Genomic DNA, 23,572 nt, shown 5'->3' with positions numbered 1-23,572 from the left:
CGATCCAAACGCTGAGGGACCGCCCGACCGCCATCTTCTGCCAGAACGACCGCACCGCGATCGGCTGTTACGAAGCGCTGAAGGAAGCCGGCCTGCCGCAGGACATTTCCGTCGTCGGCTACGACGACGAGGAAATCGCCCGCCACCTCTTCCCGCCGCTGACCACCTCGATCCTGCCGCACATGGCGATGGGCCAATGGGCGATCGAACAGCTGGAAGCGCCGGCGGCGCCTGGACGGGGGCGGTATCCGATCACGAAGCTGGAGAGTCCGCTGGTGGAAAGGGAGAGTGTGCGGGCGGTGAAGGCCGGCTGACGGCGGCGCGGCTGGCCAGCGAGGCGCCGATCCGGGAGCCATGGACTGGATAGAAGGCCGGCCTTGGAATATTTCATTCCCGACAGCTACCTAGATGCGGTTGCCCAGCCAGTCTTCGGAAAGGTTCCTGATACGGAGGGACGGATGCCTCCCCTCGTTTGTAAGATACCCTCATCGAAAAAATCCGGTCGCGGGGACCGCCCAAGCTTAATACTCAAAGAAATGAACGGACCGATGTCGTCGACATCATCTCCATCCTGGCTTTCCGCCGGCAAGCTATCGAAGTCCAGCAGCAGCGCATGAAGGTCGGCAAATAGAATATCTTCCGTAGGCCTGACCGCCAGGATACGGGCACGGATTGCCAGTTGGCCACGGTCCGCCGTCATGGTGGCGAGATCGTCCAAAAGGCTCCTCTGCGTCCCATTCATCTCGGTAGCTTTCGAGATGAGGACTTCCGCCGCTCTCTCCCGCATCCAGAGGGGGCGGGTGGAGCTATGTGAAAAATCCCGAACTTGTGCGGGAGGCGGGGGCCGGCCGCGTCAGCCGCACCGTGCTTGCTCTCCAGCTTGAAACGGAAATCCGCACCGGGATGGACATCAATCCCGGCCGCCGCGCCGACCGGTTCGTGGAACGTTGGCAAAAGCTCGACCGTACGGGACAGGAACAATATCAGGCCGGCGACATGTCCGGCTACAAGTCAACGCGTTCTGCCATGTCCGAGATGGCCAAGAGCCTTGAACGCGATCCTCAACTTGAATCCCTACTGGCAAACCGCAAACACGAGCTTGGCATCAACGTCGATTCCGGCCGCCGACTCGGGGCGGAACTCGCATTCAGCCACGGCATCGGTAAGGGGAGAGGCATTGGAATCTAAGGCATGCCGATTTGCCGCCGTTTCCACCCCGCAGGCGGCCGAGGCAACAAACCTGATTGTCTCCGGCATGGGTTCTGTCCAGCAGAAATCAGCAACAACCAGTGAGGTGCAGGTAAGCTATGCCCGAGCCGGATCGTATTATACGCCTCAAAACCGTCCTTGCCCGGACCGGCCTGTCCCGTTCAACCATCTATCGCAAGATCGCCGAAGGCACTTTCCCGGCTCAGATCAGGATTAGCGTCAACGGGGCGGGCTGGCACGAATCCGATGTCAATCGATGGGTTGAGAGTCCCACCGGCTGGTGTGTTCGAATGAAATAACGCGCCACTACTGTCCGGAGCTGACCAACGATCTGCCGATTGATGGATGTCCAATATGCGGCCGTCTCCGGACTGGCGGCTTTTGGCTGACCTTGGGCCAACAACTGCCGTTCTGCGGCCGACCCGTTGTCGGACGTTCTCCACGCCGCGGTCAGCACCCGAGACTCGCTATTTGTCCTGTTAGGCCGATCGGCAGAGCCGGGGCCGAAATCGAACCGAGCGTTCTCGTATGGTACCGGGATGACTGCGGGAAGATCTTGTCACCTGCTCAATAGAGTAAGGAAAGTTTACTAACATGCCGTAACGTTGAACGGCGACGAGGATTGAGAGCCGCGAGAGAGTAATTTCCAGGCAGGTATACGCTATGCCTTCAAGTGGACGCCCCAGCCAAGCATTTGGTCGCTCCGACGATTTCGAGCGAAAGGCCAACCGAGCGAGCACTGCATGACGAATTCCACGCTTCTTCAGATCGACAAGAATGATGCCCGTCTCGGCATGTTTATTCATGGGTTCGGCAAGCAATGGCTACGCAGCCCATTTGCAGCCAGCCAGTTCAAACTATCCAGCCCGGCCGAGCTGGAGACGCTTCGCGAAAGTTCCGTAACGACGCTTGTCATCGATCTTTCAAAGGGGATCGGGCCGACCAGTTCGACGGGGATCGGGCCGACCAGTTCGACGGCCGAGATACCAAAACCCAATGGGAGCTCAACGCCCGCCAACGCTGGGGCGGCGTTGACGAAGGCGACCGGGATGGTCCGCTCGATCTTCAGCAACGCAGCCTCATCAATATGCATTGACCGGCAGCAAGTGGAAGCGGTTGTCGATGTCGTCGACCAGCTCCTGTACACTCGCCCGGCAAGCGTCTTGAACCTCACCAAGCTCAAGACAAAGGACGAGATCAGCTTTCAACATTCAGTAGCAGTCTGTGCCCTTGTCGGCTTATTCGCGCGACATCTCAAGCTTGACAGTAATCTGGTCCGGATACTGTCCGTTGGCAGTCTTCTACACGACATCGGAAAGATTCGCATCCCGACTGCCATTCTGACCAAGACCGACAAGCTCACGGCTGATGAGATGGCGGTCATGCAGACCCACCCGCGCGAGGGATATGCAATGCTGGCGAGGACGAAGGGTCTACCGGAAATCGTGGGAAAAATCTGCCTTCATCATCACGAAAAGCTGGACGGATCCGGCTACCCGGATGGCTTAAAAGACGGACAGGTCGGTGCCGCGGCACGGATTGTCGCGATTTGCGATGTTTTCGATGCCTTGACGTCTATTCGGCCATACAAGAAGGGCTTCACTCCGGAGGCTGCCGCGGAGATGATGGGGACGTGGAGCGGTCATTTCGATCGAGCGCTTTTAAAACAGTTCTTTGATTGCATGGGCCTGAGGTGGCCGAGCGGACCAGATCAAACCCTGCAAACCACCGATGAGATGGGGGACATTGCTCAGGCGGACTTGAACAACTTCTAATTCACTTATCGCGCGCACGGTTGAGCCCGCCGCCAAGGTGTCACATCTCAATACTGAACGCTACACGTTCAGATCGCGCAGGCCAATCGCCGTCATCCATTCGTCGACCAGGCGGGCGTACTGCCTCGCGTGATCGATCCGGCTCGGGAAGGCATAGTCCTCGATCGTGCCTCTACGCCTCTCAAGCCAAACCAGAAGGCTGGCCCTGACGTCGCTGGTGATCTCAAACTGGACCGGGCACCCCGTCTTTTGCTGAACGACGAGCGCACGAGTCCTGATCTCCGGTCCGGCAACGAGGTCGCGAATTCTGATCTTGACCAGGGCGCAGCCGCGAAGCTTGCTGTCGATTGCAAGATCGAACAATGCACGGTCTCGAACGCGTCTCTCGCGGTCGAGAAAGGCGCGAACGGCCGAGATCTGCTTGTGCGTGAGTGGCCGCTTCGGTCCAACCTTCTTGCCAGCGTTCCAAGCTGCGCGCTCGCGACTAGCATCATCGTATTGAGAGTGACCCCATGTAAGTTCTCCTCGGCCTTGATTAGCCGGATGAGAAACGGGATCGCCGGCATTGCAGCTTGGGGGCCGAGGAACGGAAGGTCAGCTTTTCGCAGTCCAACTTTGAAAGCAGACGTTCCTAGGCTCGTCCTTGGCCCCCAGCTGTGAAGGGTTGATCTCAATGGCTGTCAAAAGATAGGGCGCGACATCGACGGCGTCAGCGAACCAGCTCGAAACCGGTCGCGGCTCCCGGCCGGGTCAGTCCGAGACAATTTCGTAGTGAAGAACCTGGGCGTCGCCGAGTGAAGACTTCAGTCCGGGCGAGATGACGCCGGAGCCGAAGAGGAGAATATCTTCGCGACGTACGAATACTTCATGGCCGGGTCCCATCGACACAAATGTGCCCGAAGAGCTTCGTTCGACAAGCCGGGCCCTGCCATTCGAAATGGTGAAGGTCGCGTGGCGCCTCGACACCCAGGGCCGCTCGACGATAATATTGCATTCCGCGGATCGGCCGATTGTCACGGATTCGTTGTTTCGACACGATCGCAACTGATCTCTATAGCGGATCACCAGACGAATCTGCCGCGGCGGGACGGAGCGCCTATCGGTAGTGGCGCCACGGGTGGCGACCTGAGTATTGAGGACCCCATTGCTGCTCCACAGGGTATAGACATCGAAAAGTTCCTGCTTTCCCTTGAAGTCCATTTTGTCGAGGAGCCGCAGGCCCTTGCGGCTGCCCGCGGAAAGGGCTTCGAAGAAGCTCTGGCTGATCAGCACCTCCCCGGGGTTGGCCGTGGTGGACAACCTTGCGGTGACATTGACAACGTCACCGAATATCGCGCCCCGCGCGCGAATGACCCGCCCGAAATGCAATCCGATACGAGCGAGCAACGGCCCTTTCGTCAGTTGGTGGCTGATTCGACAAACGGCCGCCAGCGCCATCTCCGGGCTCTCGAAGAGGCTGAGTACGTCATCGCCCTTCGAGTAGATGAAATCACCGCCGTATTGGGAGACGATCGCCCGCATTGCGTCCAGGCAGTCCGAAAGCTGCAGCAAAGCGGCATCGTCGCCGATGCGCTCATAGAGGGGCGTGCTGCCCACGACATCAGCTAAGAGGACTGCGGCAAGAAGCGTTTCCTGATCCATCGATCTTGTGTCCGACCCGAAAAGCCCAGCGTGTATAACACACGAGGTTGCCTGCAACATATCTACTTGAGCGCTGGGAGACCGGGGCCATGCTTCGGGCGATCGTCACGGACGGACGGGTGTATGCTTAACTCATCTCTCCAAATCATATCACCGGCAAAGGCTTTTGAGATAGAAAGCAGCGGCTGGTTCACAGGAGGCGGCGAGGCCGATCTTGACGTCCGACATGCTGCGCGAAGCTGCCGCTCGGTCGCTACAGGTCCGTTCAACGCTCGCTCGCGAGCAGCTCGTAACTATGCCAGGACTAGGAGCCGTCTGGCTTGACCAATTCCAAGTGACTTACTCCTAACGCTTGGGCAAGTTCGTAGAGAGTAATCACGGTGGGATTTCGCCGGCCGCGCTCAAGGCTACTTAGATACTGCTGACTGAATCCGGAGCGTGCTTCGACCTCCTCCTGCGTCAGGCCTTTCTCTCGCCTAATACGAGCGAAGTTTTTTCCAACAAGCTGACGCATGTCCATGCGTCGACAATCGAGGTTTACACACTTTAGGTTTATCAACTATAATATGTATTAGCTGTTGGTTAAATTCGCCTTTTGAAGGAGGCCATACCGTGTCGACGACAAAGCCAAATGTTCTCGTCGCAACCTGCCATGACAAGCAGCCGCAAACTGCAGTGCTACACGACGACGCACTCCAGCTGATGAACGGTTGGCAGATGGCTCGGTACGTCTCCCTGGTGTTATGCCGCGCGCAGCAGCGGCTGGAGAGCCGAATAATGGTCAATCCCAGTATTCGGGGATTGACCGGAGATTCCCTGCAGCGAACGAAAGGCCGAGCGAAGCACATTCTCGGTGATCCAAGGGCGTATGCGATTGCGCGGGAGGCCGAGGTCTTCGCGATGACCGCAACTCTAAAGCTTCAAGATAATATCCCCCAGGTGACGGCTTCGTCGCTCGCTGGTGTCATAGCCAAGTTGGAGATGATCGTCGGCGCAGATCGAGATATCGGTGACCCGACTGACTTCCCGTGGCCGCATATTACTTCGGTGCTTCGTGACCTCAAAGCCGTTGCGGGCGAATTGCCTCCTTATCGGCCGGACCGCGCCTCGACAAGGGCTGATGCAGCGCGTTATTGGCAGGATGCTTGCAAGCTCGTCAGGGCGCTTGCGGACGAGGATGCTCGGTCGAGCGACTCCGCTTTATAAATCTCGCTAGGCTGTCCAAGGCTTGGCGCGGTGCCAAATTCCCCAACGTGGGCCTGTTGAAACTGGCCGTTGTGCAAAAGCATCGTCACGGCCATACGCGTAGCTATTGCCGAAATCGCTGGTTTGTTTGAAGGGAAGCCGGCGGCTGACTGGGTAGCGTCCGGGCTATAGCTAACCCGAACATCCTGCCGACTGCTTCCGTGGTGCTTCCGCCACGTGTTTCCCGGCCCCTTCGCAGAGAAACATGGTCTTGCTAACCGGCTGTTTTCACAGTATAAAACTGGCGCACCCGACAGGATTCGAACCTGTGACCTCTGCCTTCGGAGGGCAGCGCTCTATCCAGCTGAGCTACGGGTGCTTTCCGGAATCCGGAAAACGAACCAGCCGGTGAACCGGCAAGTCACGGCTTCTTAGCGGAAGCAGGCGCAGGCTTCAACGGGCAATTGGCGATTGGCGCAGCGACTTGGCTCGGTGCGTCCAGGCTGCGGCCTCTCAGGTTTCCGCCCTCGCCTTCACCGCCCGCCGCCCGCGCACCGCGCGTTTCGGCTTCTTCGCACCCGTCAGTTCGTGCATCGCATCCAGCTGCATCTGCTGCATTTCGGCCAGGCGGGTCCATTGGCGCGAGATGAGGTAGTCGAGCTTTTCGTGCAGATGGCGCACTTCGAGCTCGGCCTTGAGGTTGACGCGGTAGTCGTTGAAGGAGCGCAGGCGGTCCTTGGACTCCTGCCGCCTCTGGCTCATCATGATGATCGGCGCCTGGATGGCGGCGATGCAGGAGAGCAGCAGGTTGAGCAGGATGAAGGGATAGGGATCGAAGGCGCTGCTCATGCCAGCGATCAGGTTGATGCCGATCCACACCAGCAGCACGCTGGCGAACGAGATCAGGAACCACCAGCTGCCGCCGAAGGCCGCCATATTGTCGGAGACGCGGTCGGCGAAGGTCCGGTGCTCCTCGAACTCCTCCTCCGAGTTTTCGGAAATCGTGTCTTGCCTGGCGATCGATTCGACCACCTGGCGGTCGAGCTCGGAAAATTCGCCGTGTTCCTGCTGCAGCAGCTCCTCCATGTAACGCATGCGGTAGCGGCCGAGCTCGGCGCGGCTGATACGGGCGCCGGCCGGCAGGTCGGGATGGTCCGACCGGATGCGGTCGGCGAGGCTCGGGCGCAGCGTGTCGATGCGGACGAGATCGCGCTTGCGGAATTTCCGGCCCGATATCGCCGACGGTTTTTTCTTCGGCTTGCCGCGCGATGCGCCCTGAGCGGATGGCTCGGAGTCCGGCACGTCGGGCGTCTCAAAGTGCTCGTCCGAGGTCTGGTCGGCCTCGTGCTCGCCAATGATCGGCGCCTCGAAATATTCGCCGCCGCTGTCGTGCTGATTGTCTGCCGCCTGCTCAGGCGGCGCTTTCGGGACAGTGCTCATGGTGCGGGCTCCTGCTGTCGGGCTGCAAAGGACGATAAGCAGAGGTGGCGGCGCATAGCCAGCGCCGGGCACGGATTTCGCGGGCCGGACAAGTGGTTTTGATCAACCCGAGGAGCGATGTAGCTCGATGCTTGCTGGCGGCGGCTCGCCTTCGCAGGCTCAGGGCGGTGGACCATCCGAGATTCGTCGAAGCCTCCCCAACTTCGTCATCCACGGGCGGAGCGGAAGCGAAGCGGACGCGAAGACCCGAGGATCCATGCCGTGACGTTTGTAGAGGGTGCAGCGGAGCAGAATTCAGCACCGCTGCAGGCGCTTTGAAGTCGCGGCATGGATCCCTTGGGCTGCGGAGCAGCTCCTCGGGTCTGCGCCGCGTCGCAACGCTCCTTGCTCCGCCCGTGGATGACGAAGTGATGGGCGTTCCAGCATTGCGAACCAGGCCGTACAGTGCTGCGGGGGGCGGCGGGAACAAAAAACCCGCCTTGCGGCGGGTCACAGTGCTTCAATTGGCGCAAATCAGCACCATGCCCAAAACACTAGCACAATTGCCCTCACCGGGCAATCCGTCACCGGGCACCAAGGCGCAAATCGCGCGGCGGCCACTACTGTTCCGCGAACATCAGCCTGGTCTTGGCGCCGTCCACGGACGGCGACAGACTGCGCTGAATCAGCGCTTCGACATGGTCATTGCGCTGGCGGGCGCTGTCGGCGCCCATCACCACGACGATCAGATTGCGGCCGTCGGCATTGTAGGAGGTGACGATGTTGAAGCCCGACGCCCTGATGTAGCCGGTCTTGATGCCGTCGACGCCGCGCACGCGGCCGAGCATGTCGTTGTGGCCGCGCACCAGCCTGCCGCGGAACATGAAGTCACTTTCCGAGAAATAGTGGAACTGCTGGGGAAAGCGCTGACGCAGCGCCATGCCGAGCACGGCCATGTCGCGCGCCGTGGTGTGCTGGTCGTCGTCGGGCAGGCCCGAGGCGTTGCGGAACACGGTGCTGGTCATGCCGAGCTGGCGCGCCTTGGATGTCATCATGGCAGCGAACTGCTCCTCCGAGCCGCCGAGATATTCGCCGACCGCCACCGCCACGTCATTGGCCGATTTGACGACGATGGCGCGGATCGCCGAATCGACGTCGATGCTCTCGCCGCGCCGGAAGCGCAGCTTGGTCGGCGGCTGCGAGGCGGCGTGGTCCGACACCGGGATCTGCGTCTCCTTGGTGACGCGGCCGGTCTCCAGCGCCTCGAACAGCAGGTAGAGCGTCATCATCTTGGTCAGCGAGGCCGGGTAGCGCTGCGCCGTCGAACTGACCTCGAACAGCTGCTTGCCGGTCCTGGCGTCGACGACGATCGCGGCATATTTCCGCGCCGGCGCCGGCACGGCCAGCACGCTGTCGGGCGGCGTCGCGGTGGTGCAGCCGGCAAGCAGCACCATCAGGACGAGTGCCGCAAAAACTCTCTGGATGAGCGGAAGGGGACGCAGGTTGGACAAGGGCAAGTCTGTTCGGGTCAAGCTGTTGCTGAGATGCGGCGAAGCTAACGTAACGCGCCAGCTGCGTCCATTTGGTTAATGCCGGTTAGTCCCAGGATTGTCGAGGCCCGGAGCTCGGGTTCCTCTCCCCCGCCTTCTGGCGGGGCGAAGAAGCCAGGCCTGAGGCAAAATGCCGATTGCGGTGCTTGCGCAACCGCCGCCGAACGGGTTCTGTTTGCGCATCAGAATCGGTGAGAGCGCAATGACTGTCAGCACGATCAAGGCCAGGGGCATTTCGGTTTCGCTCGACCTCACGGTCGGCCACATCGCCGACATGGTCGTCAGTCGTGACGGGCGGCAGCTGAAGCCGCTGCATCGCGCGCCCTGGGTCGATGCGAACGAGACGCTGCCGGACAATTTGCCGGAAGGCACGGTTCGGCTGTCGGGCGATTTTCTCTGCGCGCCGTTTTCGCGCAGCGATGTCGAGGAGGCGCCGCTGCATGGCTGGCCGGCCAACAGCGCCTGGGATGTCGTCGAGAGCGCCGCGACAGAGGGCGGCTGGCGCGCGCTCTTCCGCCTGCGGCACAAGGTGATGGGCGCGAGCGTCGACAAGATCCTGACGCTGCGCGACGACCATCCCTTCCTCTACCAGGAGCATGTGTTTTCCGGCGGCCATGGCGCCATCTCGGTCGCCCATCACCCGATGACGGCGATGACCGGCGGCGGCAGGCTGGCCTTTTCGCCAAAGCGGTTTGCCGCGACGCTGGACGATCCGCTGGAGCCGGATCCCGCACGTGGCCGCTTCATGCTGGCCTATCCGGCGCGGTCCGCCGATCTCAGCCATTTTCCCGCCGCCGGCGGCGGCACGCTCGATCTCACGGAATACCGTATGGACGACCGCCGCGAGGATTTCATCACCCTGGTCGAGACCGATCATGGCGGGCCGGGCTGGACCGCCCTGGCACGGCAGGCCGAAGAGGACCTGGTGCTGGTGCTGAAGAACCCCGCCGAGCTGCCGATCACCATGCTGTGGCTCAGCAATGGTGGGCGCGACTACGCGCCGTGGAGCGGCCGCCACCTTGGCGTGCTCGGCATCGAGGACGGCCGCACCGCCGTTGGCCATGCCGCCTCGATCGGCGACAACTGGCTGAAGCGCGAAGGGGTGGCGACCGCCTTTGCGCTTGGCGAAGGCCAAAGCGTTTCCTTTCGCCATGTCATCGGCGCCATGCCGCTGTCCGGCTGCGAGCCGCCGCAGGAGGTCACGACGGCGGATGGCCGCATGCGGCTGGCAGCCGGTGGCTCGTCCTGGGAGGTTCCCTTCGACGGCGATTTCCTGCGCATCGGCCAGCCAGCAGCCTCATAGGCAGGATTGCGCGACCGTAGGGTTTGAAATTTCCACGAACTGCCGCCAAGATGTGGCCGAAATCATCATGCGGAACATGGTGGATTGAAGCTCCTGCCAGAGAGGCTCTCATGTCCGAAATCGCCCATCTCGCCGCCACCATCTTCAAGCGTGCCGGCAAGGCAAACCGCTTCATCGTCGCCATTGCCGGACCACCAGGCGCCGGCAAGTCGACACTGTCGGCACGGCTGCATGACCTGCTGCCCGAAGGTGCTTCGGAAGTCGTGCCGATGGACGGCTTCCACTATGACGACGCCGTGCTTGAGCGGCGCGGCCTGCGCGCGCGCAAGGGGGCGCCGGAAACCTTCGACTTTGCCGGTTTTGAGGCCCTGCTGAAGCGTATCCGGGCCGGCGAACCCGACATTGCCATCCCGGTCTTCGACCGCAGCATGGAACTGTCGCGCGCCGCCGCCTCGATCGTCGCCACCGAAACCAAATTCATCCTGGTCGAGGGTAACTATCTGCTGCTCGACGAGGAGCCGTGGTCGCGGCTGGCGCCGCTGTTCGATTTCTCCATCTTCGTCGACGTGCCGCGCAATGAGCTCGAGCGCCGCCTGCTGGAGCGCTGGCACGAGCACGGCCGCTCCGATGCGGATGCCCGCGCCTGGATCGCCTCCAACGACATGCCCAACATCGACCGGGTGCTCGACCGCCGCCGGGCCGCCGATCTGGTGATCGGCGATCCCGCTTGATTCTACGGATTGCGCAAGGGGAACCTTAAGACATTCGGGCCGTTATCGCCGAGAAGGCAATTCTGCCAAACAGGGATTCCGTCCGATGGCAACCAAGGCAAGAAAGCCCGCGCCCGCCAAGGGCAAGGCAACCCAATCCAAGGCAGGCGCCGGCCCGGCGATCGCTGCACGTTCGAAGGACGCCAAGCCGGCCTTCGGCAAGGCGGCGCCGAAGAAAGTGGTGCCGACAGCGGCAAAAGCCGCAAAGCCGAAAAAGCCTGCGAATCCGAGCGATTCGCTGAGCGGCAGTGCCATGCGCACGGCCAAGGCCACGGCTAATGTCGCTGCCGGCGCCGTGATGGTCGCGGCCAGAGGCGCTGCCTCCTTGGCCGCCTCCGTCATGGGAAAAGGCGGTTCGAAAGCCAAGGCGAAGGCAAAGTAGCCTTCTCACAGGGTCCCGCTGGTTTGCTTCAGGCCCTGGCCGGTATGGTCAGGCCTTTCTGCACCGCCGGCCGCGCCAGACCGCGTTCCAGCCATGTTCCCACATTGGTGAAATCGTCGAAGCCGACGAGCTCGCGCGCTTCGTAGAAGCCGATCAGGTTGCGCACCCAGCCGAGCAGCGAGATGTCGGCGATGGTGTAGTCATTGCCCATGATCCACTTGCGGCCCTTCAGCCGGCCGTCAAGCACGCCGAGCAGCCGCTTGGATTCATCGCGATAGCGCTCCAGCGGGCGCTTGTCGGCAATCTCGCGGCCGGCGAATTTGTGGAAGAAGCCTACCTGGCCGAACATCGGCCCGACCGAGGCCATCTGGAAGAACACCCACTGGATGGTCTCGTAGCGGCGCGCGGCGTCCACGGGCATGAGCAGGCCGGTCTTTTCGGCGAGGTAGAGCAGGATGGCGCCGGATTCGAACAGGCCGATCGGCTTGCCGTCGGGACCGTTCGGGTCGATGATCGCCGGTATCTTGCCGTTGGGATTGAGCGACAGGAATTCCGGCGTCCAGCTTTCGTTCTTGCTGATGTTGACCAGATGCGGCTCGTAGGGCAGGCCGAGTTCCTCGAGGGCAATCGATATCTTCACGCCGTTCGGCGTTGTCGCCGAATAGAGCTGGATCTGGTCCGGATGTTTGGCCGGCCAGCGTGTTGCGATCGGAAAGGCGGACAGGTCAGCCATGGAAAACTCCTGAACGGGGATTCGCGCCGAGCGGCGCGGTCTTGGCGGGTCCATCAAGGATTAGGCGCGCGGCCAATCCTGATCAATATGGCGGCGACGGTTTCGCCATGCACGGACAAGTCATGGCGCGGGACGATCAGGATCGCCCGGGGCAGGTGTGACCGCCCGGGCAGGTCCGGAATCAGACGGCCTTGAAAGCCAGCACCGCATTGGTGCCGCCGAACGCGAAGCCGTTGCTGATTGCGGCGCGCACCTTGCGCTCGCGCGCCACATTCGGCGTGACGTCGAGGTCGCAATCGGGATCGGCCTCGCGAAAATTGGCCGTCGGCGGCACGATGCCTTCGCGGATCGCCATCACGCAGGCGATCATCTCCAGTGCACCCGATGCGCCGAGGCAATGGGCATGCATCGACTTGGTCGACGACACGGAAAGCTTGTAGGCATGATCGCCGAAGACGCGCTTGATCGCCGCCGTCTCGATCTGGTCGTTGGCCCTGGTGCCGGTGCCGTGGGCATTGAGATAGTCGACATCCTCGGGATTGAACCCGGCGTCTGCCAGGCAGGCGCGCATGGCGGCCGTTGGTCCGTCGATGGTCGGCGCGACGATGTCGGACGCGTCGGCGGAGAGGCCGGCGCCGGCAATTTCGGCAAGTATGGTGGCGCCGCGCGCCATGGCGTGCTCGTAGCTTTCCAGAACCGCCATGCCGGCGCCCTCGCCGAGCGACAGGCCCTGGCGATCGGCCGAAAATGGCCTGCAGGTGTCGGGTGCCAGCACCCGCAAGGCTTCCCAGCCCTTCAGGATACCCCAGACCAATGGCGCATCGGTGCCGCCGGCGACCATGACATCGGCACGGCCGAGCCTGATCTGGTCGACGGCCGAGGTGAGGGCGTGGTTGGACGAGGAACATGCCGAGGTGACGCCGAAGACCGGGCCGCGCAGGCCGAGATTCATGCTGACGTGACCGGAGGCCGCGCTTGGCATCACCTTTGGCACGGTGAAGATGCCGGCGCGATTCTTGCCCTCGATGAGGATAGCCCGATAGTTTTCTTCGATCGCCTCCCAGCCGCAGACGCCGACACCGACGACAGTGCCCATCCGATAGGTGGTGGCCTCGTTCGAAACCAGGCCGGACTGCTGCATGGCTTCCCTGGCTGCGATCGTCGCCAACAGGCTGAAGCGGTCCATCGACACGGTCTGCTTACGGTCGATGCCGTGATCGGGAAGCGTCTTGATTTCGCAGCCGACCTTGATCTTCAGGTCATGCAGCTGCGGGCTTGTGATCTGGCCGATGGCCGAGCGGCCGGCGCGCATCTCGTTCCAGATCGCTGGTGCGCTGGTGCCGAGCCCGCAAATGCCGCCCATGCCGGTGATGACGACGCGCTGCCGCATTCAGGTCAGGCTTTTTTCGCGATCAGCGCGCGGACAGCTTCGACCATATCGCCGACATTCTTCAGATTGCTCCAGGCGTCGACCGTGTTCATCTCGATCTCGATGCCATACTCTTCCTCAAGATCGAAGATGATCTCCGTCAGCTCGAGCGAATGGATGCCAAGCGAGGTCAATTCGGTGGTGGTGGTGATTTCTTCGCCGCCCGGCTCGGCATGAGCCTTGATCTTCGCGATGATATCCGTTGCCAGCTGGTCGGCCATTCGGTTTCTTCCCCACTATGTCGCGTTTCCCGACGCCAACTGAGCAGCGCCCTTTTTCTCCCGGTATCAAGCCGCCGTCGTCGTCTTATACCCCCGCCAAGCGCTGCATGACCGTACCAAGGTGGTTCCCTCTATAGAAACCGAACCGTTGTCAAGCAACAAGCTATATCGAACTCTGTGTCGACAAAGCCGCCAGAGTGCTTAACGTGCAAGCATGGATACGGTCGAACATGGCGGGATTTCGACGCAGCGCGTTGCGGGCGTGGCGCGGCTTTCCTGTGCTCTCAGTGAGGGTCGCACGCGCCTGCGGCGCCTCTATCAGGACGGTGCCGCCAAGATCAGGATGCCGGCTGTCTCGGCCGATCCGCTCGAGGCGGTGCTGATCAACACCGCCGGCGGGATGACCGGTGGCGACCGTATCGCCTGGGACGTGGATGTCGGCGCGGCTGCTTCGGCGTCGATCACGACCCAGGCCTGCGAGAAGATCTACCGGGCGGCATCCGACCGTGCCGAAGTGCGGGTCAATCTGTCGGTCGGTGAAAACGGCCGCATCGCCTGGCTGCCGCAGGAAACCATCGTCTTCGATCGGGCGGCCTTTGCCCGTACACTCGACATCGAGCTTGCCGCCGGCGCCGAGGCGCTGGTGCTGGAAGCCGCCGTCTTCGGCCGCCTAGCGATGGGCGAGCGTGCCACGCAGGGGCATTTCCACGACCGCTGGCGTGTCCGCCAGGATGGCTCCCTCATTCATGCCGAGGATTTCCGCATCGGACCCGATATCGCCGCCACGCTCGACCGCCCGGCGATTGCCGGTGGCGCGATCGCGATGGCGACGCTGCTGCTGGTGTCGCCGCGGGCCGAGGCCCTGCTCGATCCGGTCCTGGGGATCGTCGGCGACCACGGCAGCGCCAGCGCCTGGAGCGTGAAGAAATCTGGCAAGCTTCTTGCGAGGCTCTACGCCGGGGACGGCTACCGGCTGCGCCAGCGGCTGGTTCCACTCGTCGAATTGCTCAACGGAAGGGCGGGGTTGCCTAAATTATGGTCACTGTAGGCCTGTCTCTACCAGCTTGGGAAAACGCATGAACCTGACGCCGAGGGAAAAGGACAAGCTGCTGATCGCCATGGCGGCGATCGTGGCGCGCAAGCGGCTCGAACGCGGCGTCAAGCTCAATCATCCGGAAGCGATCGCGCTGATCACCGACTTCGTCGTCGAGGGTGCCCGCGACGGCCGCCCGGTCGCCGAACTGATGGAGGCCGGCGCCCATGTCGTGACCCGCGCGCAAGTGATGGAAGGCATCGCCGAGATGATCCACGACGTGCAGGTCGAGGCGACATTTCCCGACGGCACCAAGCTGGTGACCGTGCACGAACCCATCCGGTGAGGAGAGAAAAATGCTTGAACTGCGCCCCAACTGCGAATGCTGCGACAAGGACCTGCCGCCGGAGGCGATGGATGCGTTGATCTGCACCTTCGAGTGCACCTTTTGCGCCAACTGCGTGGAACAGCTGTTGGGCGGCGTCTGCCCCAATTGCGGCGGCAATTTTTCAGCGCGGCCGATCCGCCCGGCGGCGATGCTGAAGAAATATCCGGCTTCGACCAGGCGCGTTCTCAAGGCCGAGGGCTGCGGCCCGCGCAAGGCTGCGTGAATACCAGGACCGAACCAAACGAAAGGCAAAAAGAATGATCCTTGCCAAACGCCTATGCCTGTCGGCGATGCTCCTGCTGGCCGCTTCCATACCGGCCTATGCCCATGTCGGCATCGGTACGACCTCCTCCTTCACGGCCGGCTTCATGCACCCGTTCTCCGGCCTCGATCACATGACGGTGATGATCGCGGTCGGGCTGTGGTCGGCGCTCAAGGGCGGCAAGGCGATTCTTGCCTGGCCGGCGGCCTTTGTCGGCGTCATGCTGGTCGGCGGTGTGCTCGGCATGCTGCATATGCCGCTGCCCTTCGTCGAACCGGGCATACTGGCATCGGTCGTTGCGCTCGGGCTGCTGGTGGCATTGGCGGTCGATCTGCCGGTCTCGGCCGGCGTCGCCATCATCGGCCTGTTCGCGCTGTTCCACGGCCATGCCCATGGCACCGAGGTGCCGGAGAATGCCGGTGGGCTTGAATACATGGCCGGCTTTGCCATCGCCACCGCGCTGCTGCATGCCACCGGCATCGCCGCCGGGCTCGGTCTTGGCATCCGGTTCCGTGGCCTGGCCCGCGCCGCGGGTGCGGCTTGCGCGGCGGTCGGTGTCGGCCTCGTCTCCGGCGTTCTGTGAGGGTGACGATGATCCCCGGTGAAATCATCACGGTGGGCGGCGACATCGAGCTGAACAAGGGCCTGCCGACTGTCACCCTGAAAGTGGCCAACAGCGGCGACCGGCCGATCCAGGTCGGCAGCCACTACCATTTCTTCGAGACCAATGAGGGGCTGAAATTCGACCGCGAGCGTGCCAGAGGCATGCGCCTCGACATTGCCGCCGGCACAGCCATGCGCTTCGAGCCTGGGCAAGAGCGCGACGTCACGCTGGTGCCGCTCGGGGGCAAGCGCGAGGTCTACGGATTTCAGCAGAAGGTGATGGGCAAGCTGTGAGATCGACGGCGTCGAGCGCTCTCAGCCCTTTGATGCGGCAGGCTGACCGGATGCCGGCCCGCCGCATTCAATTGTCAGCTCGCCTTCTTGGTGATCAGGGTCAGCGCGCCATTGGGCTCCATGCTGGCGGCGACGACTTGCGCCGAACTGAGCCCCTTGGCCTCCAGTGCCGACTTCACCTTCGGCGTGGCGTCGATCGAGCTGCGCAGTTTCTTCAAACCGTCATCGCCACGCTGGGCGATCACCTGGTTGACCTGCATCTGGGTTTCCTTTGGCAGCTCGGTGATGTCGACGATGCTGACGCTCTGGATCGTCGGCACGGCCGGCTGAGCCCCAGGGGCGGGGGCGGTTGCGCCCGGGGTAGGCGCGGCCGGCGCCGGAGCGGGCTGTTGCGCGGATTGCTGCTGGGCACTGGCGGCGCCCGCCAGCATGAGCGTGGCAGCGGCGGCAATGAATATCGTTTTGCGCATGGATTTTCCTTCCATCGATTTGGCAAACGGTCGTTTTGGGGTGACCTCCTAACCTCAACCGCCAAATCGGATCAGAAGGTGTCGCCCAGCGGGTCATTGCGTGACCATTGGATGGCGGCAGTGTGGAACCCGGTTTCTTCGACCAAGCCGCATTTCGGGAGCAATCGCTGATGGCCAGAATTACCCGCGCCGCCTATGCGCAGATGTATGGCCCGACGGTCGGGGACAGAGTGCGGCTGGCCGACACCGAGCTGTTCATCGAGGTTGAGAAGGATCTTACCATCCTTGGCGAAGAGGTGAAATTCGGCGGCGGCAAGGTGATCCGCGACGGCATGGGCCAGAGCCAGGTTTCCCGGGCGCAAGGCGCCGTCGACACCGTCATCACCAACGCGCTGGTGGTCGACGCCAGCGCAGGCATCTTCAAGGCCGATATAGGCCTCAGGGACGGCCGCATCGCGGCAATAGGCAAGGCCGGCAATCCGGACACGCAGGACGGCGTCACCATCATCATCGGCCCCGGCACCGAGATCATCGCCGGCGAAGGCAAGATCCTGACCGCCGGCGGCTTCGACGCGCATATCCATTTCATCTGCCCGCAGCAGATCGAGGAAGCGCTGATGAGCGGCATCACCACCATGCTCGGCGGCGGGACCGGCCCGGCGCATGGCACGCTGGCGACCACCTGCACGCCCGGGCCGTGGCACATGGCGCGCATGATCCAGTCCTTCGACGCGTTCCCGATGAACATCGGCCTGTCGGGCAAGGGCAATGCGTCGCTGCCCGCGGCGCTCGAGGAAATGGTGCTGGGCGGCGCCTGTTCGCTGAAGCTGCACGAGGACTGGGGCACGACGCCGGCGGCGATCGACTGCTGCCTGTCGGTCGCCGACGACTACGACGTGCAGGTGATGATCCACACCGACACGCTGAATGAATCCGGCTTCGTCGAGAACACGGTGACGGCGATCAAGGGCCGCACCATCCACGCCTTCCACACCGAAGGCGCCGGCGGCGGCCACGCGCCCGACATCATCAAGGTCTGCGGCCTGCCCAACGTCATACCGTCCTCGACCAATCCGACAAGGCCCTACACGGTCAACACGCTGGCCGAGCATCTCGACATGCTAATGGTCTGCCATCATTTGTCGCCGTCGATCCCCGAGGACATCGCCTTTGCCGAAAGCCGCATCCGCAAGGAGACCATCGCGGCGGAAGACATCCTGCACGATATCGGGGCCTTCTCGATCATCTCGTCGGACAGCCAGGCCATGGGCCGTGTCGGCGAAGTCGCGATCCGCACTTGGCAGACCGCCGACAAGATGAAACGCCAGCGCGGCTCGCTGCCGCAGGAAACCGGCAACAACGACAATTTCCGCGTCCGCCGCTACATCGCCAAATACACGATCAACCCGGCCATTGCGCATGGCCTGTCGAAGGATATCGGCTCGATCGCGGTCGGCAAACGCGCCGACCTGGTGTTGTGGAATCCGGGATTCTTCGGCGTCAAGCCGGACATGGTGCTGATCGGCGGCATGATTGCCGCCGCCCCGATGGGCGACCCCAACGCCTCGATCCCGACGCCGCAGCCAATGCACTACCGGCCGATGTTCGGCGCCTATGGCAAGGCCAGGACCAACTCATCGGTGACCTTTGTTTCGAAAGCCGCGCTCGAATCCGGCCTGCACGGCAGGCTTGGTGTCGACAAGCAGTTCGTCGCCGTCGAAAACACCCGCGGCGGCATCGGCAAGCACTCGATGGTGCTCAACGACGCCACACCGCATGTCGAGGTCGATCCCGAGACCTACGAGGTGCGCGCCGATGGAGAACTTTTGACCTGCGAGCCGGCGACGGTGCTGCCGATGGCGCAGCGGTATTTTCTGTTTTGACCTTTGCAATCCTAAAGCGCATCGCACGAAGCCGTTTGAACGCGACGCGGTTTGGGGCAATATACATCTCATGAACAGGATCGATCGCCTCAGGGCTCTTACGCCCTATGAAACGGACTTTGCGCAGTGGAGCGCCGAACAGGCAGCGCTGTTGCGCGACGGGCGCCTTTCCGAGCTTGATCGGGAGAACGTAGCCGAGGAGATCGAAAGCTTGGGGAGGAGCGACAGGCGGGAGATCCGCAGCCGGATGGAGGTGTTGATTGCACATCTCCTGAAATGGGAATTCCAGCCGGGCCACAGATGCCACAGCTGGCAGGCGTCAATCTCCGAACAGCGCGTTTGGATCGGAAATATCATCAAGGACAGCCCGAGCCTCCGCCGTTACCCCGCGCAGATTTTCGACGAGGCATACGGACACGCTTTGCCGACAGCGGTAAGGGAAACGGGCTTGAGGAAAGCCCATTTCCCGGACGAACCTCCCTTCACAGTCAAGCAGGTGCTGGATGGTCGATTTTGGCCAGGCGGTCCGCTCTCAATGGATGACTTCTTGCGGGATTAGCCACTTATTCGTTTATAGCGTTCCGAGTTAAAGCCGAGATATGGCCACCGAAATCGCCTCCGCCCACGACATCTTCCCGCATATCCGCATCGTCATGGGCATGGTGATCGGGCTTGGTGTCGCCCGCCCGCTGTCGGGGGTGGCGCGCATCGTCCAGCATCCCGGCCAGTACAAGATCTATACCGTGCATCTGGCCTGGGTTGTCTCGGTGCTCCTGATGCTGGTGCATTTCTGGTGGTGGGAGTTCGGCCTCTACGCCATCGAGACCTGGACCTTCGGCAAGTACCTGTTCATCATCTTCTACGCGATCACATTGTTCCTGCTTTGCGCGCTTTTGTTTCCCGATTCGATGCTGGACTACACCAGCTACGAGGATTTCTTCTATTCGCGTCGCGCCTGGTTCTTCGGCCTGCTGGCGGCGACCTACCTGCTCGATGTGCTCGACACGCTGTTGAAAGGGCCGGAGCATTTCGCCCGCTTCGGCAACGAGTATCTGTTCCGCACGCCGGTCTTCGTCGCGCTCTGTATCGTCGCGATCCTGGTGCGCGACCGCCGCTTCCACATCGCCTTTGTGGCGGCTGCGCTCATCTATCAGATATCGTTCATCCTGCGGCTCTTCGACACGATCGTCTGAGCGGCATTGGGTGGACCGCTGGCATGGTCTAGGTTTCTGAGAAAGCAGGGTTCAACAATGTACAAGGCCGTCGGATCGCGTGGGTCCCGGGTCAGCCGCGTTCTCTGGATGCTCGAGGAACTTGGGCAGCCCTATGAATTCGTCGAGGTCAAATTGCGTTCGCCCGAAGCCTACGCGTTGAACCCGTCGGGCAAGGTGCCGATCCTGATCGACGGCGACCTCACGGTAACGGATTCGGCGGCGATCTGCGTCTATCTGGCCGACAAGCACGCGGACAAGGGAATGGGTGCAAATCCGGGCCTTGCCGGCCGTGCCGAGATGGATTCCTGGATGCATTTTGCGCAGAGCGAGTTTGAGGCGCCGCTGTGGAACAAGCTGCGCCACCGCTTCCTGCTGCCGAAGGACGTGCGGGTCGATGTCGGTCCTGCGGCGACCTATGACTTCGTCTCTGAGCTTAAGGCGCTGGACAGCCGGCTTGGCGACAAGCCGTTTGCGCTGGGCGAGCGATTTTCGGCAGTCGACGTGCTGTTGGGCGACATGGGCAACTGGGCCCGCGCCGGAAAATTCCCGATCGAGTCCGAGCGCGTCAACGCCTATTTCGACCGTGTGCTGGCGCGGCCCGCCCGTGCACGGGCGCAGGCTAACGGAGGATCCATGAAATGAAGCTCAACCTCAACACCGACTTCACCAAATTCCCGCGCGCCATCTCGGTGCTGACCGCTGGCAATGCCGGATCCACCCTGCCATCCGGTCGTGCCATTCTCGCCCATGACGAGCGGCATCTGCGCCGCCGGGCCATCGAACTTGCCGACGGCAGCAAGGTGCTGGTCGACCTGCCCGAGCCCGTCGCCTTGAACGACGGCGACCGGCTGGTGCTGGAGGATGGCGGCCATATCGAGATCATCGCGGCGCCCGAAGATGTCTATGACATCCGCGCCCGCGACGGTGTGCATCTGGCCGAACTCGCTTGGCACATCGGCAACCGTCATCTCGCCGCAAGCATCGAAGCCGGGCGCATCCTCATCCTGCGCGACCATGTCATCAAGGCGATGCTGCAGGGGCTCGGCGCCACGGTGACCGACGTTTCCGAGCCATTCAAGCCGGTGCGCGGCGCTTATTCCGGCGGACACGATCATGGCCATGCGCATGCCCATGGCCACGCCGAGGCGCACTCGCACGCGCATAGCGAATCGCATTCGCACAGTCATGCTGGCCACCACCACGACCATGACTGACCAGCCCTCGAACATCGCTCTGCTGCGGCTGATGGCGTGGTTGTCGCCGGCCTTTCCGGTCGGCGGCTTTTCCTACAGCCACGGTCTCGAGCGCGCGGTGCATGACGGGCTGATTGCCGATGCCGAGAGCCTCGCCGGCTGGCTGGAAACGCTGGTCGAGATGGGCTCGGGCTGGAACGATGCCGTGCTGTTCGCAGAAAGCTGGCGCCGGGCCCGCGGCACCGGTGATCTCGATGACATAGCCGCACTCGCCGAGGCGCTGGCCGGCTCGCGCGAACGCCACACCGAGACCATGCTGCAAGGTGCTGCCTTCCTGAAGGCGGCGGCGGCCTGGCCCAACCCTGCGCTGGAGCGCTTGCCGGCCGAATGCCCCTATTGCGTCGCCGTCGGCGCTATTGCCGGTGGCAATGCAATTGCACTTCAGGATGCGCTGTCCGCCTTCCTGCAAACCTTTTTCTCCAACCTCGTCCAGGCGGCGATCCGGCTTGGCATTGTCGGTCAGAGCAAAGCCATAGCTCTGTTAGCCGGCTTCGAGCCGTTGGCCCTGGCGACCGCAACCCGTGCCGCGCGTTCGACATTGGATGATCTCGGCGGCTGCGCCTTCGTTTCCGATGTCATGGCGATGAAGCACGAAACCCAGTATTCGCGATTGTTCCGCTCATGATCCTTCTCGCCTTCTCGCTTTCGACCGTTCTGCTGCTGATCACCGCGCTGCATGTCTATTGGGGCCTTGGCGGCATCTGGCCGGGCAAGGATGCGGCCTCCTGTGCACACGCCGTCGTCGGCTTTCGCGGCGTCGACGAGATGCCGACGCCGTTCGCCAGTTTCGCCGTTGCCGCGTGCCTGTGCCTGGCGACGCTGTGGCCGCTGGCGCTCATAGGCGTCTTTGCCTCGCCCTTCCCAAAGGAAGGCCTCGCCGCTACCTCGCTGCTCATCGGGCTGGTGTTCCTTGGACGCGGCATAGCCGGTTTCACGCCATGGTGGCGGCGGTTGGCGCCGGAACAGCCTTTCGCGCGGCTCGACCTGCGCTACTATTCGCCGCTGTGCCTGTTGATCGGGCTCGGCTTTGCCATCCTCGCCATCACGGAGTTTCCGACATGACACAGACAAATGGCCCGCTGCGCGTCGGCGTTGGCGGCCCGGTCGGCTCCGGCAAGACGACGCTGACCGAAAAGCTGTGCAAGGCGCTGCGCGACGAATTCTCGATCGCCGTCGTCACCAACGACATCTACACCAAGGAAGACGCCATGATGCTGGCCCGGCTGCAGGCGCTGCCGGAGGATCGCATCATGGGTGTCGAGACTGGCGGTTGCCCGCACACCGCCATTCGCGAGGATGCGTCGATCAATTTGCAGGCGATCGCCGAGATGAACCGGAAATTCCCGGATCTCGACATCGTCTTTATCGAATCTGGTGGCGACAACCTCGCCGCCACCTTCTCGCCCGATCTCGCCGACCTGACGCTCTATGTCATCTCGGTTTGCCAGGGCGAAGAAATCCCGCGCAAGGGCGGGCCGGCGATCACCCGCTCCGATTTCCTGGTGATCAACAAGAGCGATCTCGCTCCTTACGTGAACGTCAACCTCGACGTCATGGAGAGCGACGCCGGCCGCATGCGCGGCAAGCGGCCGTTCGGCTTCACCGACCTATCGCGCGGCAAGGGGCTGCAGGAGGTGATCGATTTCATTATCGAGCATGGTGGGCTCAGGGCCGGCGCTGCTGCCGCCAGCACGGCAGCGTGAGATAGCCATCCCTGCACCAACCAAAACTGGTTGCGGGCATGGGCTGGTCACGGCATTCTTGCCGAAACCGGAGGATTTTAGGATGAGCGTCGCCCGCCTGCAAAAGGAAACGCTGACCAACCTGCCCTTCTATGAGGAGCGCGTCGATCTCGCTTGTGCCTTTCGCTGGACGGCGCGGCTCAACATGCACGAGGCGGTGGCCAATCATTTCTCGCTGGCCGTCAACGACGACGGCACGCAGTTCCTGATGAATCCCAACCAGGTGCATTTCTCGCGCATCAAGGCGAGCGACCTCTTGATGATCGATGCCAATGATCCGGATACGCTCTCCGGTCCGGACGCGCCCGATCCGACGGCGTGGGGGCTGCACGGCGCCATCCATCGCAATGTCCGCCACGCGCGCTGCGTCATGCATGTCCATTCGATCCACGCCACGGTGCTGGCGTCGCTCGCCGACTCTCGCCTGCCGCCGATCGACCAGAATTCGGCGATGTTCTTCAACCGCCATGTCGTCGACGCGCATTATGGCGGGCTGGCCTTCGAGGAGGAGGGGGAGCGCTGCTCGCAGCTTCTCGTCGATCCCAAGGTCAAGGTGATGGTGATGGGCAATCACGGCGTGCTGGTCATCGGCGATACGGTCGCCGACGCCTTCAACCGCATGTTCTATTTCGAGCGTGCCGCCGAAACCTACATCAAGGCGCTGTGGACCGGCCGCCCGCTGCGCACGCTCTCCGACGTGATCGCCGAGAAGGCGGCAAGCGAGATGGACGACTATCCCGGCCAGGCCGAACGCCATCTCAGCGAATTGAAGGCGATCCTCGACGAGCAGGAACCGGTCTATCGGAATTGATT

At 62.5% G+C, this 23,572-nt stretch carries 29 protein-coding genes, 1 tRNA gene and 3 pseudogenes; 22 read left to right on the top strand and 11 right to left on the bottom strand.

Annotation, left to right across the window (positions count from 1 at the left end):
• Positions 1–11: 11 nt before the first annotated feature.
• Positions 12–314, top strand: a pseudogene (locus ASD99_RS00900) (substrate-binding domain-containing protein); the annotation flags it as partial.
• Between the two features lie 86 nt (positions 315–400).
• On the opposite strand, the gene ASD99_RS00895 reads toward ASD99_RS00900, so the two are convergent.
• Positions 401–718, bottom strand: coding sequence for a hypothetical protein (locus ASD99_RS00895; RefSeq protein WP_156388893.1), 318 nt, complete (start codon positions 716–718; stop codon positions 401–403).
• A gap of 86 nt (positions 719–804) precedes the next feature.
• On the opposite strand from ASD99_RS00895, the pseudogene ASD99_RS00890 reads away from it, so the two are divergent.
• The 3 genes and pseudogenes from ASD99_RS00890 to ASD99_RS00880 all read left to right on the top strand — a co-directional run.
• Positions 805–1,188, top strand: a pseudogene (locus tag ASD99_RS00890) (Ti-type conjugative transfer relaxase TraA); the annotation flags it as partial.
• Between the two features lie 119 nt (positions 1,189–1,307).
• Positions 1,308–1,508, top strand: a complete 201-nt coding sequence (locus ASD99_RS00885; RefSeq protein ID WP_057142440.1) for a helix-turn-helix transcriptional regulator — start codon at positions 1,308–1,310, stop codon at positions 1,506–1,508.
• Positions 1,509–1,952: 444 nt separating this feature from the next.
• The gene (locus ASD99_RS00880; RefSeq protein ID WP_056593195.1) at positions 1,953–2,984 is read left to right on the top strand and encodes an HD-GYP domain-containing protein; all 1,032 of its coding nucleotides are present in this window, start codon (positions 1,953–1,955) and stop codon (positions 2,982–2,984) included.
• A gap of 75 nt (positions 2,985–3,059) precedes the next feature.
• Here the strand turns inward: ASD99_RS00880 and ASD99_RS00875 are convergent.
• The 3 genes and pseudogenes from ASD99_RS00875 to ASD99_RS31665 form a co-directional block, all read right to left on the bottom strand.
• Positions 3,060–3,401: pseudogene (locus ASD99_RS00875) on the bottom strand (integrase); the annotation flags it as partial.
• A 333-nt stretch (positions 3,402–3,734) separates the two neighbouring features.
• Positions 3,735–4,625 carry an adenylate/guanylate cyclase domain-containing protein gene (locus ASD99_RS00870; RefSeq protein ID WP_057142439.1) on the bottom strand — a complete coding sequence of 297 codons (891 nt, stop codon included), beginning with the start codon at positions 4,623–4,625 and terminating at the stop codon, positions 3,735–3,737.
• 304 nt (positions 4,626–4,929) lie between these two features.
• Positions 4,930–5,145 carry a helix-turn-helix domain-containing protein gene (locus tag ASD99_RS31665; protein ID WP_082525684.1) on the bottom strand — a complete coding sequence of 72 codons (216 nt, stop codon included), beginning with the start codon at positions 5,143–5,145 and terminating at the stop codon, positions 4,930–4,932.
• Between the two features lie 92 nt (positions 5,146–5,237).
• Between ASD99_RS31665 and ASD99_RS34485 the strand changes: the two genes are divergently transcribed.
• On the top strand, positions 5,238–5,831 hold the full coding sequence (locus ASD99_RS34485) for a hypothetical protein (RefSeq protein WP_244482974.1): 594 nt from the start codon (positions 5,238–5,240) through the stop codon (positions 5,829–5,831).
• Positions 5,832–6,112: 281 nt separating this feature from the next.
• Here the strand turns inward: ASD99_RS34485 and ASD99_RS00860 are convergent.
• The 3 genes from ASD99_RS00860 to ASD99_RS00850 form a co-directional block, all read right to left on the bottom strand.
• Positions 6,113–6,189: transfer RNA gene (locus ASD99_RS00860), tRNA-Arg, on the bottom strand.
• Between the two features lie 134 nt (positions 6,190–6,323).
• Positions 6,324–7,250: a DUF1003 domain-containing protein gene (locus tag ASD99_RS00855; protein ID WP_057142438.1), complete on the bottom strand. Its 927-nt coding sequence runs from the start codon at positions 7,248–7,250 to the stop codon at positions 6,324–6,326.
• Positions 7,251–7,849: 599 nt separating this feature from the next.
• Positions 7,850–8,740 (bottom strand): D-alanyl-D-alanine carboxypeptidase family protein, encoded by an 891-nt coding sequence (locus ASD99_RS00850; protein WP_057142437.1) that lies wholly within the window; start codon positions 8,738–8,740, stop codon positions 7,850–7,852.
• Positions 8,741–8,981: 241 nt separating this feature from the next.
• Between ASD99_RS00850 and ASD99_RS00845 the strand changes: the two genes are divergently transcribed.
• From ASD99_RS00845 to ASD99_RS00835, 3 genes are all read left to right on the top strand, one after another.
• Positions 8,982–10,082, top strand: coding sequence for a hypothetical protein (locus ASD99_RS00845; RefSeq protein WP_057142666.1), 1,101 nt, complete (start codon positions 8,982–8,984; stop codon positions 10,080–10,082).
• Positions 10,083–10,192: 110 nt separating this feature from the next.
• Entirely contained in the window at positions 10,193–10,813 is a 621-nt protein-coding gene (locus tag ASD99_RS00840; RefSeq protein WP_056593052.1) for a nucleoside triphosphate hydrolase, read from the top strand.
• Positions 10,814–10,898: 85 nt separating this feature from the next.
• Positions 10,899–11,234, top strand: coding sequence for a hypothetical protein (locus ASD99_RS00835; RefSeq protein WP_056593048.1), 336 nt, complete (start codon positions 10,899–10,901; stop codon positions 11,232–11,234).
• 28 nt (positions 11,235–11,262) lie between these two features.
• Here the strand turns inward: ASD99_RS00835 and ASD99_RS00830 are convergent, their stop codons facing one another.
• The 3 genes from ASD99_RS00830 to ASD99_RS00820 all read right to left on the bottom strand — a co-directional run bounded on the left by ASD99_RS00830 (position 11,263) and on the right by ASD99_RS00820 (position 13,617).
• Positions 11,263–11,967, bottom strand: coding sequence for a glutathione S-transferase N-terminal domain-containing protein (locus ASD99_RS00830; protein ID WP_057142436.1), 705 nt, complete (start codon positions 11,965–11,967; stop codon positions 11,263–11,265).
• A 181-nt stretch (positions 11,968–12,148) separates the two neighbouring features.
• On the bottom strand, positions 12,149–13,357 hold the full coding sequence (locus tag ASD99_RS00825) for a beta-ketoacyl-[acyl-carrier-protein] synthase family protein (protein WP_056593042.1): 1,209 nt from the start codon (positions 13,355–13,357) through the stop codon (positions 12,149–12,151).
• A gap of 5 nt (positions 13,358–13,362) precedes the next feature.
• Positions 13,363–13,617 (bottom strand): acyl carrier protein, encoded by a 255-nt coding sequence (locus tag ASD99_RS00820; protein ID WP_013528393.1) that lies wholly within the window; start codon positions 13,615–13,617, stop codon positions 13,363–13,365.
• A 214-nt stretch (positions 13,618–13,831) separates the two neighbouring features.
• Here ASD99_RS00820 and ASD99_RS00815 point away from each other — a divergent pair, with 214 nt between their 5' ends.
• Genes ASD99_RS00815 through ASD99_RS00795 form a run of 5 tightly spaced genes read left to right on the top strand, consistent with a single transcriptional unit; the run spans position 13,832 to position 16,197 of the window.
• Complete coding sequence (locus ASD99_RS00815; protein ID WP_057142435.1) at positions 13,832–14,665, top strand: urease accessory protein UreD; 834 nt, start codon at positions 13,832–13,834, stop codon at positions 14,663–14,665.
• Positions 14,666–14,693: 28 nt separating this feature from the next.
• Positions 14,694–14,996, top strand: a complete 303-nt coding sequence (locus ASD99_RS00810) for an urease subunit gamma (protein WP_023693076.1) — start codon at positions 14,694–14,696, stop codon at positions 14,994–14,996.
• A gap of 10 nt (positions 14,997–15,006) precedes the next feature.
• Positions 15,007–15,261: a DUF1272 domain-containing protein gene (locus tag ASD99_RS00805; protein ID WP_056593036.1), complete on the top strand. Its 255-nt coding sequence runs from the start codon at positions 15,007–15,009 to the stop codon at positions 15,259–15,261.
• Between the two features lie 34 nt (positions 15,262–15,295).
• A complete protein-coding gene (locus ASD99_RS00800; RefSeq protein ID WP_057142434.1) occupies positions 15,296–15,883 on the top strand; it encodes a HupE/UreJ family protein in 588 nt (195 codons plus the stop codon).
• 8 nt (positions 15,884–15,891) lie between these two features.
• Entirely contained in the window at positions 15,892–16,197 is a 306-nt protein-coding gene (locus ASD99_RS00795) for an urease subunit beta (protein WP_027040029.1), read from the top strand.
• Between the two features lie 74 nt (positions 16,198–16,271).
• Here the strand turns inward: ASD99_RS00795 and ASD99_RS00790 are convergent, their stop codons facing one another.
• On the bottom strand, positions 16,272–16,667 hold the full coding sequence (locus ASD99_RS00790) for a hypothetical protein (protein WP_082583133.1): 396 nt from the start codon (positions 16,665–16,667) through the stop codon (positions 16,272–16,274).
• A gap of 170 nt (positions 16,668–16,837) precedes the next feature.
• Between ASD99_RS00790 and ureC the strand changes: the two genes are divergently transcribed.
• From ureC to ASD99_RS00745, 9 genes are all read left to right on the top strand, one after another.
• On the top strand, positions 16,838–18,550 hold the full coding sequence (ureC, locus tag ASD99_RS00785; RefSeq protein ID WP_057142665.1) for an urease subunit alpha: 1,713 nt from the start codon (positions 16,838–16,840) through the stop codon (positions 18,548–18,550).
• A gap of 70 nt (positions 18,551–18,620) precedes the next feature.
• A complete protein-coding gene (locus tag ASD99_RS00780; RefSeq protein ID WP_056593028.1) occupies positions 18,621–19,109 on the top strand; it encodes a DUF29 domain-containing protein in 489 nt (162 codons plus the stop codon).
• A gap of 40 nt (positions 19,110–19,149) precedes the next feature.
• Positions 19,150–19,743, top strand: coding sequence for a hypothetical protein (locus tag ASD99_RS00775; protein ID WP_057142432.1), 594 nt, complete (start codon positions 19,150–19,152; stop codon positions 19,741–19,743).
• A gap of 57 nt (positions 19,744–19,800) precedes the next feature.
• The gene (locus ASD99_RS00770) at positions 19,801–20,406 is read left to right on the top strand and encodes a glutathione S-transferase family protein (protein ID WP_056593022.1); all 606 of its coding nucleotides are present in this window, start codon (positions 19,801–19,803) and stop codon (positions 20,404–20,406) included.
• Positions 20,403–20,978 (top strand): urease accessory protein UreE, encoded by a 576-nt coding sequence (locus ASD99_RS00765; RefSeq protein WP_057142431.1) that lies wholly within the window; start codon positions 20,403–20,405, stop codon positions 20,976–20,978. Before ASD99_RS00770 ends, ASD99_RS00765 begins: the two co-directional genes overlap by 4 nt.
• A complete protein-coding gene (locus tag ASD99_RS00760; protein ID WP_056593016.1) occupies positions 20,971–21,642 on the top strand; it encodes an urease accessory protein UreF in 672 nt (223 codons plus the stop codon). The genes ASD99_RS00765 and ASD99_RS00760 overlap by 8 nt, the downstream gene beginning before the upstream one ends.
• Positions 21,639–22,079, top strand: coding sequence for a DUF3995 domain-containing protein (locus ASD99_RS00755; RefSeq protein ID WP_056593014.1), 441 nt, complete (start codon positions 21,639–21,641; stop codon positions 22,077–22,079). The genes ASD99_RS00760 and ASD99_RS00755 overlap by 4 nt, the downstream gene beginning before the upstream one ends.
• A complete protein-coding gene (gene ureG, locus ASD99_RS00750; RefSeq protein WP_057142430.1) occupies positions 22,076–22,720 on the top strand; it encodes an urease accessory protein UreG in 645 nt (214 codons plus the stop codon). The genes ASD99_RS00755 and ureG overlap by 4 nt, the downstream gene beginning before the upstream one ends.
• A gap of 82 nt (positions 22,721–22,802) precedes the next feature.
• Positions 22,803–23,570: a class II aldolase and adducin N-terminal domain-containing protein gene (locus ASD99_RS00745; RefSeq protein ID WP_056593008.1), complete on the top strand. Its 768-nt coding sequence runs from the start codon at positions 22,803–22,805 to the stop codon at positions 23,568–23,570.
• Positions 23,571–23,572: the final 2 nt, after the last annotated feature.

The sequence above is a fragment of the Mesorhizobium sp. Root695 genome (genome assembly GCF_001428185.1).
Classification (GTDB): domain Bacteria; phylum Pseudomonadota; class Alphaproteobacteria; order Rhizobiales; family Rhizobiaceae; genus Mesorhizobium.
Note: the sequence above shows the minus strand (reverse complement) of the source record. Positions and strands in the feature narration are given on the sequence as shown.

What these genes read in the sequence shown, in the direction of transcription:
- ASD99_RS00775 (WP_057142432.1), top strand. Translation starts at nt 19,150, where the DNA reads ATGGCCACCGAAATCGCCTCCGCCCACGACATCTTCCCGCATATCCGC.
- ASD99_RS00745 (WP_056593008.1), top strand. Translation starts at nt 22,803, where the DNA reads ATGAGCGTCGCCCGCCTGCAAAAGGAAACGCTGACCAACCTGCCCTTC.
- ASD99_RS00825 (WP_056593042.1), bottom strand. Translation starts at nt 13,357, where the DNA reads ATGCGGCAGCGCGTCGTCATCACCGGCATGGGCGGCATTTGCGGGCTC.
- ASD99_RS00870 (WP_057142439.1), bottom strand. Translation starts at nt 4,625, where the DNA reads ATGGATCAGGAAACGCTTCTTGCCGCAGTCCTCTTAGCTGATGTCGTG.
- ASD99_RS31665 (WP_082525684.1), bottom strand. Translation starts at nt 5,145, where the DNA reads ATGGACATGCGTCAGCTTGTTGGAAAAAACTTCGCTCGTATTAGGCGA.
- ASD99_RS00885 (WP_057142440.1), top strand. Translation starts at nt 1,308, where the DNA reads ATGCCCGAGCCGGATCGTATTATACGCCTCAAAACCGTCCTTGCCCGG.
- ASD99_RS00830 (WP_057142436.1), bottom strand. Translation starts at nt 11,967, where the DNA reads ATGGCTGACCTGTCCGCCTTTCCGATCGCAACACGCTGGCCGGCCAAA.
- ASD99_RS00780 (WP_056593028.1), top strand. Translation starts at nt 18,621, where the DNA reads ATGAACAGGATCGATCGCCTCAGGGCTCTTACGCCCTATGAAACGGAC.
- ASD99_RS00880 (WP_056593195.1), top strand. Translation starts at nt 1,953, where the DNA reads ATGACGAATTCCACGCTTCTTCAGATCGACAAGAATGATGCCCGTCTC.
- ureC (WP_057142665.1), top strand. Translation starts at nt 16,838, where the DNA reads ATGGCCAGAATTACCCGCGCCGCCTATGCGCAGATGTATGGCCCGACG.
- ASD99_RS00760 (WP_056593016.1), top strand. Translation starts at nt 20,971, where the DNA reads ATGACTGACCAGCCCTCGAACATCGCTCTGCTGCGGCTGATGGCGTGG.
- ASD99_RS00805 (WP_056593036.1), top strand. Translation starts at nt 15,007, where the DNA reads ATGCTTGAACTGCGCCCCAACTGCGAATGCTGCGACAAGGACCTGCCG.
- ASD99_RS00840 (WP_056593052.1), top strand. Translation starts at nt 10,193, where the DNA reads ATGTCCGAAATCGCCCATCTCGCCGCCACCATCTTCAAGCGTGCCGGC.
- ASD99_RS00755 (WP_056593014.1), top strand. Translation starts at nt 21,639, where the DNA reads ATGATCCTTCTCGCCTTCTCGCTTTCGACCGTTCTGCTGCTGATCACC.
- ASD99_RS00810 (WP_023693076.1), top strand. Translation starts at nt 14,694, where the DNA reads ATGAACCTGACGCCGAGGGAAAAGGACAAGCTGCTGATCGCCATGGCG.
- ASD99_RS00770 (WP_056593022.1), top strand. Translation starts at nt 19,801, where the DNA reads ATGTACAAGGCCGTCGGATCGCGTGGGTCCCGGGTCAGCCGCGTTCTC.
- ASD99_RS00835 (WP_056593048.1), top strand. Translation starts at nt 10,899, where the DNA reads ATGGCAACCAAGGCAAGAAAGCCCGCGCCCGCCAAGGGCAAGGCAACC.
- ASD99_RS00790 (WP_082583133.1), bottom strand. Translation starts at nt 16,667, where the DNA reads ATGCGCAAAACGATATTCATTGCCGCCGCTGCCACGCTCATGCTGGCG.
- ASD99_RS00765 (WP_057142431.1), top strand. Translation starts at nt 20,403, where the DNA reads ATGAAGCTCAACCTCAACACCGACTTCACCAAATTCCCGCGCGCCATC.
- ASD99_RS00855 (WP_057142438.1), bottom strand. Translation starts at nt 7,250, where the DNA reads ATGAGCACTGTCCCGAAAGCGCCGCCTGAGCAGGCGGCAGACAATCAG.
- ASD99_RS00795 (WP_027040029.1), top strand. Translation starts at nt 15,892, where the DNA reads ATGATCCCCGGTGAAATCATCACGGTGGGCGGCGACATCGAGCTGAAC.
- ASD99_RS00845 (WP_057142666.1), top strand. Translation starts at nt 8,982, where the DNA reads ATGACTGTCAGCACGATCAAGGCCAGGGGCATTTCGGTTTCGCTCGAC.
- ASD99_RS00820 (WP_013528393.1), bottom strand. Translation starts at nt 13,617, where the DNA reads ATGGCCGACCAGCTGGCAACGGATATCATCGCGAAGATCAAGGCTCAT.
- ureG (WP_057142430.1), top strand. Translation starts at nt 22,076, where the DNA reads ATGACACAGACAAATGGCCCGCTGCGCGTCGGCGTTGGCGGCCCGGTC.
- ASD99_RS00815 (WP_057142435.1), top strand. Translation starts at nt 13,832, where the DNA reads ATGGATACGGTCGAACATGGCGGGATTTCGACGCAGCGCGTTGCGGGC.
- ASD99_RS00800 (WP_057142434.1), top strand. Translation starts at nt 15,296, where the DNA reads ATGATCCTTGCCAAACGCCTATGCCTGTCGGCGATGCTCCTGCTGGCC.